Genomic DNA, 11,496 nt, shown 5'->3' on the forward strand with positions numbered 1-11,496 from the left:
GGCGAGCATCGGCAAAGCATCAGCTTCTACCCCGGGACACTTCTCCCCGTGCCTCGCTATTGTTGCCGTCGCTTTAAAGGTGTCCTGCAAAGCTGAGCGGAAATAAGGAACGCCTCGATAACAGAACGGATCTTTGGGAGAGGTCAGAGATGAAGGATATCGATCTAGCACGCAGAATTTCAAGGGTGACCTGTGCAAGAACGGCGCTATTGCTTCTTTGGGGTCTCGTAGCCGTCTTCGGTGGAAGTTGGACCTGGGCGCAGGCGAGCAGCGGAACCATCACGGGGCTGGTCACTGACCCTAAAGGCGACGTCATCCCGGGCGCTCAGGTCACAGTTACCTCGTCAGCCGGCAACTTCACCACCCAGACGAAAACCAGCAACGAGGGTGTTTATGAGGTGCCCGCTGTCCCTCCCGGTTCCTACCTCCTGAAGATTCACTCGCCGGGCTTCAACACAAAAAACATCTCCGGTATCAATGTGAGCGTGGGTGGCATCACCCAGGTTGACGCCAAACTCGATCTAGGTGCGACGACGGAGGTCGTTACTGTTACCGCTGAGGGCGAACTGCTGAATACCTCTTCGGCAACGCTTCAAACCACAATCGAAAAGGAAGTGCTTACTGATCTCCCCTTTCCCGAGCGCAATGTTCTCGCCGCCGTCCTCTTTGCTCCCGGCGTAACCGGCGATCCGCAGACGAATGACGGAGTGGGTTCCGAGCTCCCGAACGCCTATAACGGTCCCATTGCTCCAGGAGCGGGGCTTACCATCGGCGGCAGTCGTCAGGGGATGAACCCTCAGCTTGTCGATGGTTCTGACCTCACGCTCGCAGGCTTTCCTCGCACAGGTGTGACTTTTTCGGGAGATGCAATCCAGTCGGTCTCGGTGCAAAGTATCGGTCTTCCGGCGCAGTACGGGCGATCTGGCGGCGGAGTGATCAATCAGGGCTCTCGCGCGGGTACCTCGAAGTATCACGGGGCGCTACGCTGGCGGCATCGTGACCCTGCCTTTATGATCCCGGCCCGTGGATCCGGTGGGGCGCCTCCAAATGAGCATCTGAATCTGTTCACCATTGCGGTGGGTGGACCTGTTCCGCTGCCGTTTCACAAGAACAAGACCTTTTTCTTCTTTGCCTACGAGCCGCTACGGAATACCAGCGCCACATACACCCGCAAGCGCTTCCTGACTCCGGATGAGATCGCTGGGCGGTTCAACAACAGTTTCGATCTTCTCGACCAGACCATTCTCCGCAACCAGGGATATGCCGCAGCGGTGAACGCTCCTCGAACGGGAGCCGTGGTCTATCAGTTTGCGCGGAACGCGCAGGGCTTTCCTGTAGGCAATCGTCTTCCTGTGGCTCAGTACCAGCGGGCCGCGAATAACGATATCTCGCAGCAGGCGGCGGCGAATCCGATTACAAAATTTTTGCTGGCATCGCAGCCGACACCGGATCAATCGACTTCATATGCCCGGTTCTTCTATCCAGACGGACATTACGATCCTGACGGTATGAATGGTTACGGTGTGCGTGGTGTGACAACGAACGACGACCGATATTCCCTCCGCGTCGATGAGAACCTCACAGCGAAAGACCGCATCTTTGTCCGCTATACCAATGTGCCGGTTTCAGGAATCCGCTACGACTATAACGGACCTTCGACGCCGGTTCTCAATCAGCCTTCCGAGTCGGTGAATGGATGGAATGTCTCGGCGAACTACGTGCGTACTGTGAAAGCGACGATGGTGAATGAGTTCCGCGCCACCTATCTGCGCTCCGACGATTCGCTTACGCCGGCACCGGCATCGCTCACCAAGGATTTCAACACGGGGCTGGGGTTACCGCCTTCAATTCGAGGAGAGGGGCTGGCGGGCTTTATCTTCAGCAATAACCTTACGACTCTGGGACAGAGTGTCGGATTCGGAAAGATTCTCAATGAGACCTATGGTTTCGGTGACGATTATTCGATGCTGATGGGGCGCCACTCTATCAAGTTCGGTGTGGACTATCGGGCGCTGCAGCTAAACCGGTACGACGAAACCAATCTTTATGGTGGCAGCTTTACCTGCAACACTGGGCTGACGAACGGAGCGGGCTTTACCGGTTCCTCTTGCGTAGCGGGATACATGCTGGGACTCTTTAATACATTTACGGTGAATACGCCGCACGCCTATTACTACCGCTGGAAGTACGGCGCTGCTTATGTTCAGGATGACTGGCGCATTCTGCCCAGGCTTACGATCAATGTCGGCCTGCGCTATAACATCGAAACGCCGCGCATGGAGAAGTTCAACTACCAGGGAAGTTTTATTTCGAATGGAACAGGAACATTGAATGGCGTGGCCACTACCGGTGGCTTTGCATTCTCCGGAACCAACGGTTTACCAACGACGATGTGGCCCATCAACTACAAGGGCCTCGAACCGCGGCTTGGGCTGGCCTATCAGCCGGCACGCTTTATGACCATGCGCGCCTCCTATGCCATGATGCATACGCCGCTTACTGGACTTGGTAACAATATTGTCCCTAACCTGACGAGCGGCGCTGCCACGACAGGGACCAACGGGGTCGGCGGCGTTGGCTCCGGTTGGGTCAACCTCATCACCAATCCCATCGCCAACGCCGCTCCGCCCGCCGCTCCTGTCGTTAGCAACACGTTGCTTGAGTCATGGAATGGTACAAGCTATCTGCCTGCGGTTAATCAGTCCAGCGCTGCTCCCTATGTACAACTCTGGTCGGCGTCGTTGCAGTTTCAACTGGGGAAGGGAACTCTTGTAGAGGCGGATTATGTCGGACAAAAGGGGACGCACCTTTATTCGACGCCCGTCCCTGTGAATGTGCCGAGCATTAACGCAATTACGGCTGCAATCAAAAGCCGGGCGAATCTCATTACTGCCAGCAAAGATCAATACGGCAACACCTCGACCGCATTGCAACGAATGAAGCCGTACCCACAGTTCTTTCAGAACTCGATTTACACGGCGTACGACCGAAATGCCGGATCGAACTACAACGCACTCTATCTTTCCGGCAGGCAGCAGATGAAATTCGGTCTCAGCCTCTTCGCCAGTTTCTCCTGGTCGAAATCGCTGGATGATGCCTCAAGCGGTCAGGGCGGGCCGGGGGATACCCAGATCGACGCTTACGGATACCTCTACCCGCAGGGCTACACCACCGCGGGTGACTACTCACTCTCGGCCTTCGATGTGCCGGTGCATCTCTCCATCGGTGAAGTTTGGAATCTTCCTTTTGGCAGAGGGAAGACCTTCTTCAGTAATTCCTCGCGCTGGCTGGATGCCGTGATTGGTGGCTGGAATCTCTCCACCACCACCTCGATGCAATCCGGCTATCCGCTGTCGATTGTTGCCGGCGTCAATGGCAGAAGCGCCGGTTTTTTCTGCTCGACTTCGCGTCCGTTTGTCCCCGGTGCCTCCAATAATCCCACGCCATGCGATTATGGCAACGCTCTCACCGATGTGTCGGTGCGTCCCAATCGGGTTCCTGGAGTTCCACTCATCAAGCCTGATTGGAAGCGTGATCCTCTCGGAACAACCATTGGCGGCGGCATCCTGAATCCGAACGCGTTTTCTATGCCAGGGTCTTTAGACAACCCTGCATTTGGAAACGTTCCCCGGACGATGGGAGATGCGCGGAATCCCCGCAGCATCATCTCCAATGCCACGCTTAGGAAGCGGTTCGACCTCTCTGAATCACGTGTGAAGCTTGAGCTTTGGACGGACGTGATCAACGTCATGAATCACACCAACTACTACCTTCTGAATAACAGTCCGGCTATCCACGGAGCGTTCTCTACGATTCGATCCGATGGAACGTTCGCACAGAACGCTTCCTTCGGTCTGGCGAATGCGCAGGCTCCGGGAATGCGGCAGTTCAATCTGGGGATAGCTCTCACGTTCTGATGAGGCAGTAGAGCATTTCTCCTGTAGGTGTAGTGCAGGGCTTTTGCATCTATGGGCGTTTTCCTCAATGAAAACGCCGCTGCACTCCCCTTTCAGGATCCCAGCAACAGGAGAAATGCTCTAAAGACGATGCCTTCACATCGAGGGTATCGTCTTTATTTCGCCCTTCCGTTTGCATCCGCAGGACTCCCGAATGACAAGCGAGGCCGGGATCTTGATACGAACACGAGATGGCTTTGTCTTCTGCTCAATCTGCTCCAGCAGCCGGAGAGTCGCCTGCTCGGCCATGGCTTCGATCGGCTGTTGTACTGCACTCAGGCGCGGGCGAATGGCCCGCGAGAGCGGGATATCGCCATAAGAGAAAAATGCCAGATCGCGTGGTATGGAGATACGCAGCTCTTCGAAAGCCTCCAGGAAGAGCACCGAGGTATCTCCGTTGAGAGGAAAGAGAGCTTCGATAGGCCGTTTGCCGCTTCTCAGTGTCTTGCAGATCTGTATCGCAGAGGCGGCATCGTCGCAGCGGATGTAGGGAAGAGCCGGCAGACCTGCAGCATGCATGGCATCCTGATAACCGAGGATGCGCTCCTGGATTGGTCTGATCTGGGCATCGATACCGGTGATCGCAATTCGCTTGTACCCATGTTGCAGCAGGTGTGAGACGGCTTCGCGGGCAGCTGTCCGATCGTCGACGGTGACGAAGTCTACACCGGCGCCTCGCAGTGGCCGGTCGATCGCAACCGTCGGAATCCCCCCCATCTTCTCCAGCGGAATGGTGCTGCCTGGAGAGGATGCAAGAAGCAGTCCATCGACATGATGATCGTGCATCCGCTCAATCAGTTCGAGGTCGCTGCTGGGATCGTCGTTGGTTGCAGCGATCCACACAAGATAGCCTCGCGCGTGAGCCGCCTGTTGCACGCAATGCGCGATCAGCGAGAAGAACGGATTGGCAAGGTTGGGAAGGATCAACCCAATCACCTTGGACGGTTGGCCCATCAGCACGCGTGCCGCGTAGTTTGGCCGATATCCAAGGCGATCGATCGCAGCCTTCACCTTACGTGCGGTTGCGGCTGAGATATTCGGATTGCCATGCAGATAGCGTGACACCGTCATGGTGGCAACACCTGCTGCTTTGGCGACGTCGGCGAGGGTCACGCGACCCATGGGGCGAGAGACGGACACAGAGCCTCCATCATAGCCGCCGATCGGGGAAGATGGGCATCTTTTTATGATTCCAGCGTTGACAAGCCGGAGAAGCGATAACTAGATTGTTAGCGCTCCCAATAAGGGAGAATTGTGCGCTGGGTGGGTCTACATCCGGGTATGCGTTACCTGACTCAATGAGGGAGACAATGGCGGAACGAATTGGAATCATCATGAACGGTGTGACCGGGCGCATGGGGTTGAACCAGCACCTGGTGCGGTCGATCCTGCAACTTCGTGCTGAGGGCGGAGTTCTGCTCTCTGACGGCAGACGTCTCATGCCAGATCCGATTCTCGTCGGGCGCAACCCACAGAAGCTAGAAGCGATCAGCAGGCAGCACGGAGGTCTCCGCTGGAGTACGGATCTCGATGCCTGCCTGGCGAACCCGGAGGACGCGATCTACTTCGATTCCGGTCTGACAGGAATGCGTGAGACCGGCGTACTGCGGGCGATCGAGCACGGAAAACATGTCTACTGCGAAAAGCCGTTATCGACGACTGCTGACAGCGCCGCACGTCTTGCCGCGGCTGCCGATGCCGCCGAGGTCCGTCATGGCGTTGTGCAGGATAAGCTCTTCCTCCCCGGCATCCGGAAGCTGCGCCGCCTGGTGAACTCAGGCTACTTCGGCCGCATCCTGTCTATTCGAGGAGAGTTCGGTTATTGGGTTTTCGAGGGCGATTGGGGACTCCCGGCGCAGCGGCCTTCCTGGAACTACCGTAAGGAAGAGGATGGAGGCATCATCCTCGATATGTTCGCGCACTGGCGGTACGTGCTTGACCATACCTTTGCACCGGTAGAAGCGGTCTCCTGTCTAGGAGCAACGCACATTCCAACTCGCGTGGATGAGGCGGGGAAGACCTACGACTGCACGGCAGACGATGCCGCCTATGGAACTTTTCTATTGAAGGGTGGCATCATCGCGCAGTTCAACTCTTCATGGACAACCCGCGTCTACCGCGACGAACTGCTTACCATACATGTCGATGGCACAGAGGCAAGCGCGATTGCCGGCCTGCGCGAGTGCCGCGTGCAGCATCGTGTGAACACGCCGCGTCCGGTCTGGAATCCCGATATCGCCAACCCTATCTCCTTCCGCGACAGTTGGACAGACGTGCCCGACAACATGGAGTTCGGCAATGCCTTCAAGGTGCAGTGGGAGATGTATCTGAAGGCCGTTGCCGAAGGTAAGCCCTTCCCGCACGACTTCTGGGACGGGGCACGTGGTGTGCAACTGGCGGAGCTGGCGTTGCAGTCATGGGAAGAGAAACGGTGGATGCAGGTGCCGCCGATTGCTCCCATAAAGGCGGCGCACTAGTGGCAGAGCTCTCACGGTTGTCGCTCAACCAGATCACGACTCCGGCGTGGAACGTCGGAGCGGCGGTAGAGGCCTGCGTGCGGCATAGCGTGCCTGGCGTCTCTTTGTGGCGGCATAAGATAAGTGAGTTCGGCCTGAAGCAAAGCGTGCAGTCCGTACGAGATGCCGGCCTGCATGTATCGAGCGTCTGCCGAGGCGGCATGTTTCCTGCCCCTGATGCAATCGAGCGCCGCGCAAAAATCGAAGATAATTTCCGTGCCATTGATGAAGCCGCCGCGCTTAATGCCGATGTCCTTGTCTTCGTCGTAGGCGGTGCGGCTCCGGTAGGGATTGCCGCAGCAAGAGAGATGGTGCGCGACGGTATTGCCGCGCTCGTTCCGTATGCGGAGCAGGCAGGTGTGAGGCTCGGGCTCGAACCCTTGCATCCCATGTTTGCCGGTGACCGTTCTGTGCTGACCACCGTGGATGAGGCCCTGGATCTGGCAGCTCCGTATGCCGAAGACCGTGTCGGCGTGGTGCTCGATGTCTTTCATATCTGGTGGCACCCCAATGTCCTGCAGCAGATTGCCGCAGCTTCCCGCAGGATTATGGGATTTCACGTTTCGGACTGGCCTGTGCCGTTACCCGATACCCTGCTGGGACGATGCATGATGGGTGACGGCATCATTGATCTCCGCACGCTGCGTACCGCGGTTGACGCCGCTGGATACAGCGGACCGATCGAAGTCGAGATCTTCAATCAGGCGATCTGGGATGAAGATCCGGATGCCGTTCTGACAAGGACAAAACAGCGATTTCTGGAATTGGTGTAGAGGCACAACATGCAGATCCATTCATCCATTCGCGCGACAGACCTCAAGGCAAAGGCTCTCACCACGGCAGAGCTTGCGGCCAACAAGACACAGGCGCTGCTGCGCCGCTGGAAGAGCGAAGATGGTGCGCCTGTCATTACCGTCAATGGGAAGTACACATCGCGCAGTTGGACAAACTGGACACACGGCTTTCTCTTCGGAAACGCATTGCTTGCTTTCGAGATCGGTGGAGACGCGAGTCTCGTCGGCCTGGCTCGCGAGCATATCCGGCATGAGATGCCGGTTCATCTCACCCACACCGGCGTCCACGATCACGGGTTCAACTGCGTCTCTACCTACGGAAACCTCCGCCGCCTGATACGCTCCAACCGCATTGCGGATGACAGTGGCGATCTGGCGGCCTGCGAGATGGCCTTGAAGGTCAGCGGGGCGGTTCAGGCCAATCGCTGGACGCAGCTCTCGAACGACGCCGGCTACATCTACTCCTTCAATGGAAGCCATTCGCTCTTTGTCGATACTTTCCGTACCTTGCGTATCTGCGGACTCTCTCATGTGCTCGGTCACTTGCTGTCGGGGGAACAAGACAAGCGCATCGATCTTCTCGATCGCATGACGACGCACGCGCGAACATCGGCGCGCTACAACATCTATTACGGCGAACAGCGCGATTCCTATGACCTTCCCGAAGATCGCGGCCGTACGGTTCATGAAGCGATCTTCAACCCGGCCAGCGGGGCCTTTCGTTGTCCTTCTACGCAACAAGGGTATTCTCCGTTCACAACGTGGACTCGTGGCCTTGCCTGGGCCATGCTGGGAACTACGGAGCAGATTGAGTTTCTTGAGTCGTTGCCTGAAGACCAGTGGAAGAATCACAGCGCGTATCAGGAGACGCTTGATGCGCTTTACAAGGCGGCACATGCTACCTGCGACTTCTACATAGGCTGTGCTACGGCGCGTGACGGAATCTGCTATTGGGACACCGGTGCTCCCGGACTTGCGTCCTTTCTTGAGTGGAGGGACCGCGACGCCGAGCCGCAAAACCGGTTTGAGCCGGTCGATGCCTCGGCGAGTGCTATCGCCGCGCAGGGTCTGTTGCGTCTTGGTCATCTTCTCGGAGAGGCAGGAGTCCACTACACCTCTGCAGGACTGACCGTCGCTCAGACGCTTTTTGAGCCGCGCTATCTTTCCGGCTCCGCGGAACATGAGGGCTTACTGCTGCATAGCATCTATCACCGCCCCAATGGCTGGGATCATGTACCCGTGCCTGGACTGGCGCCGCATGGCGAGTCCAGTATGTGGGGAGATTACCACCTGCTGGAGCTGGCCCTTCTGATTACACGCATCGCCGACGGAAGCTACTACACCTTTTTCGAGTAACCATGACGACACGGAACGTTGCACTCATCACTGGGGGAACACGGGGTATCGGCGCAGGGATCGCAGAACGCCTCGCCTCCGACGGCTTTGATCTGATGCTGACAGGCCGGCGCAGCGAGGAAGAGGTTGACCCATTCCTGATGTCGCTGGAGCAGCGGGGGGCAACCGTCCGTTACCTTCGCGCGGATGTCTCATCTCGCGATGATCGCGAGGCGCTGCTCAACGCCACGGAAGAGGCATTCGGCCGCCTGGATGTTTTGGTGAATAACGCCGGGATGGCGCCGCGCCGCCGTGCCGATATCCTCGAAGCTGATGAAGCAAGCTTTGAGGAGCTGATCCGCACGAATCTGCAGGGCCCGTACTTCCTTACGCAATCTGCGGCTCAGTGGATGATTCGGCAGCAAGCCGAGAGCAGGGTACACCGCGCGATCATCCATGTGGGTTCCGTCTCCGCAGAGGTTGTCAGCGTCAACCGCGGTGACTATTGCATCTCGAAGGCGGGCATCGCGATGGCGAGCCGTTTATGGGCAGTTCGCCTTGCAGAGTATGGCATCTCAGTTTACGAGGTCCGGCCAGGCATCATCGCAACCGACATGACCAGTGCCGTGAAAGAAAAATACGACCGTCTCATCCAGGAAGGTCTTCTGCTTGAGGCACGTTGGGGAACTCCTGAAGACGTCGGACGAGCTGTGAGTGTGCTCGCCCGCGGTGAGATCCCCTATGCAACTGGTTCTGTTCTGCATCTGGATGGTGGACTGACTGTACCGCGGTTATAGGAGCGTGTGGATTGATCGCAACAGGAAACAGGCGGTGGGGTTTTGCAGTGGCCAGCGGCATCCTTGGCTGGGTGCTCGATGCGTATGACTTCTTCATCCTCGTTTTTGTCATGGATGCGCTTGCGGCGCACTTCGGCGTTAGCAAAGGATCGATTGTTGCCACCATCACTGCCACGCTGGTCATGCGGCCTCTGGGAGCGTTCCTCTTCGGCTTCTGTGCCGACCGCTGGGGACGTCGCATTCCGCTCCTCTGCTGCGTGCTTTATTTCTCCCTCATTACCGCGCTGACCCCGTTAGCTCCAAGCTTCTCGGTCTTCCTCGTGCTGCGCGCGCTCTATGGCATCGGCATGGGTGGTTACTGGGGTGTCGGCGCTGCACTGGTGATGGAGAGCTGCCCTGTATCCCTGCGCGGACTCTTTTCTGGAATTCTGCAGGCAGGCTACTCTCTGGGATATCTGCTCGCAGCGTTGATGGCGCGAACACTTGCTCCAGCCGTTGGATGGCAATGGCTCTTCTGGAGCGGGCTCTGTCTTGCGGTCTTGATTGTCCTGCTGATTTTATTTTCGTCAGATACCTATCGACAGGTATCCACGGAAGCTCGTCCGAATCTTCTGCGCACGATCGGTGCTCATTGGGGCAACTTCGTCCTGCTTACGGTTCTGATGACGCTGATCACCTGTCTCTCTCACGGAACGCAGGATCTCTATCCCGACTTCCTTCGCGTGGTGCACGGATTTAGTCTGCGCTCGGCGGCTAATATGGCGATCTTCTATAACGTCGGCGCCGTTCTGGGAGCGGTTGTCTTTGGCCGTGTTTCGGATTGGCTAGGCCGGCGCAACAGCATCTATATGGCATTGCTGATCTGCCTGTTGGCCGTGCCCGCATGGGCATTTGGAGGGTCGGTCGCGTGGCTTGCTGCAGGCGCCTTCATGATGCAGTTCGGCGTGCAGGGAGCCTTCGGCGTGATTCCGGCTCATCTCAATGAGCTCGCCCCGGAAGGCGCACGCGGGCTCTTCCCCGGACTTGTCTATCAGTTTGGGGTTCTCCTGGGAGCTCCATGCGTGATGGTGGAGTATGCGCTCCGCGACTCATTGGGATATGCAAGAGCGCTGGCCGTTTTTGAGCTCATTACTTTCGCACTGCTTGCGGCAGCACTTGCTGTCCGTAGGGAGCAGCGAGGCAGGGAACTGATGCGGGCGGATGCCTAGGGATTAGCGAAGGCCCGCACGCGGTTTTGGGATGTAGACTTTGCGATGAATCTTGGAGTGGCGATGGAGAAACAAAAGAAGATTGGCTCCTATCTGTCGGCGGTTGCCCTTGTTGCCGCGTCGTTGCTATCCAGTGCAGCGAACGCCCAGAACGACCGTCATGGCATGTTGATCTACACCCGCAATGGAAAGGGCTACGTGCACGACAATATCGCCGCCAGTGTGGCCGCCGTCACGAAACTTGGCACGGAGGCTGGGTTAGAGGTCGATGTGACCGCCGATCCGGAGTATTTTGAGCCGGCACGCCTCAGCCGTTACGCCGTACTTGTCTTTGCCAATACCAACAACGAAGCCTTCCTGACGGATCAGCAACGTGATGCCTTCAAAGGCTATATCGAACACGGCGGCGGGTTTGTTGGGCTTCATTCGGCTTCCGGTTCGGAACGCACCTGGCCATACTTTGCTTCAGTTCTTGGAGGCAGGTTTGTCGAGCATCCACCGCAGCAGATACTGACGGTGGATGTGTTGGATCACGTCAGTCCTTTCACCAAGGATTTGCCTGCCCACCTGCAACACAAAGATGAGTGCTACTTCTTTACGCTGATGAATCCTGACGTCCATCCTCTACTCGGCGTAAGGAAGTCGACACTCGTCAACACGGAGAAGATGAAGCTGGATCTCAACAGCTATCCGGAGATGCTGCCAGTTGCGTGGTATCACACCTTCGATGGAGGACGTGAGTTCTACCTGGCGCTCGGACATAACAAGGAAGACTATGAGGATCCGATCATCCTCAATCTCATCCGGCGCGGTATTAAGTGGGCTAGCGGAGCAGAGGAGATGCGTTGACCTGATCCCAGACGGGTATGTGTGCGGAAGATTGGAAATCC

At 57.3% G+C, this 11,496-nt stretch carries 8 protein-coding genes; 7 read left to right on the plus strand and 1 reads right to left on the minus strand.

What is annotated here, in order from left to right; genetic code table 11:
• Positions 1 to 185 precede the first annotated feature (185 nt).
• A complete protein-coding gene (locus tag FTW19_RS10915; protein WP_187143418.1) occupies positions 186 to 3,917 on the plus strand; it encodes a TonB-dependent receptor in 3,732 nt (1,243 codons plus the stop codon).
• 135 nt (positions 3,918 to 4,052) lie between these two features.
• On the opposite strand, the gene FTW19_RS10920 is transcribed toward FTW19_RS10915, so the two are convergent.
• Positions 4,053 to 5,096, minus strand: a complete 1,044-nt coding sequence (locus FTW19_RS10920; RefSeq protein WP_147647654.1) for a LacI family DNA-binding transcriptional regulator — start codon at positions 5,094 to 5,096, stop codon at positions 4,053 to 4,055.
• A 170-nt stretch (positions 5,097 to 5,266) separates the two neighbouring features.
• Here FTW19_RS10920 and FTW19_RS10925 point away from each other — a divergent pair, with 170 nt between their 5' ends.
• The 6 genes from FTW19_RS10925 to FTW19_RS10950 all read left to right on the plus strand — a co-directional run bounded on the left by FTW19_RS10925 (position 5,267) and on the right by FTW19_RS10950 (position 11,455).
• Positions 5,267 to 6,433, plus strand: a complete 1,167-nt coding sequence (locus FTW19_RS10925; RefSeq protein ID WP_147647655.1) for a Gfo/Idh/MocA family protein — start codon at positions 5,267 to 5,269, stop codon at positions 6,431 to 6,433.
• The gene (locus FTW19_RS10930; protein WP_222705571.1) at positions 6,433 to 7,245 is read left to right on the plus strand and encodes a sugar phosphate isomerase/epimerase family protein; all 813 of its coding nucleotides are present in this window, start codon (positions 6,433 to 6,435) and stop codon (positions 7,243 to 7,245) included. The genes FTW19_RS10925 and FTW19_RS10930 overlap by 1 nt, the downstream gene beginning before the upstream one ends.
• Before the next feature lie 9 nt (positions 7,246 to 7,254).
• Entirely contained in the window at positions 7,255 to 8,622 is a 1,368-nt protein-coding gene (locus FTW19_RS10935) for a glycoside hydrolase family 88 protein (protein ID WP_147647657.1), read from the plus strand.
• 2 nt (positions 8,623 to 8,624) lie between these two features.
• Entirely contained in the window at positions 8,625 to 9,398 is a 774-nt protein-coding gene (locus FTW19_RS10940) for a 3-ketoacyl-ACP reductase (protein WP_147647658.1), read from the plus strand.
• 11 nt (positions 9,399 to 9,409) lie between these two features.
• A complete protein-coding gene (locus FTW19_RS10945; protein ID WP_246153678.1) occupies positions 9,410 to 10,606 on the plus strand; it encodes an MFS transporter in 1,197 nt (398 codons plus the stop codon).
• A 63-nt stretch (positions 10,607 to 10,669) separates the two neighbouring features.
• A complete protein-coding gene (locus FTW19_RS10950) occupies positions 10,670 to 11,455 on the plus strand; it encodes a ThuA domain-containing protein (protein WP_187143419.1) in 786 nt (261 codons plus the stop codon).
• Positions 11,456 to 11,496 lie beyond the last annotated feature (41 nt).

Source organism: Terriglobus albidus (genome assembly GCF_008000815.1).
Taxonomy (GTDB): domain Bacteria; phylum Acidobacteriota; class Terriglobia; order Terriglobales; family Acidobacteriaceae; genus Terriglobus; species Terriglobus albidus_A.

Coding starts and splice junctions, on each gene's coding strand:
- FTW19_RS10950 (WP_187143419.1), top strand. CDS start 10,670: ATGGAGAAACAAAAGAAGATTGGCTCCTATCTGTCGGCGGTTGCCCTT.
- FTW19_RS10925 (WP_147647655.1), top strand. CDS start 5,267: ATGGCGGAACGAATTGGAATCATCATGAACGGTGTGACCGGGCGCATG.
- FTW19_RS10940 (WP_147647658.1), top strand. CDS start 8,625: ATGACGACACGGAACGTTGCACTCATCACTGGGGGAACACGGGGTATC.
- FTW19_RS10935 (WP_147647657.1), top strand. CDS start 7,255: ATGCAGATCCATTCATCCATTCGCGCGACAGACCTCAAGGCAAAGGCT.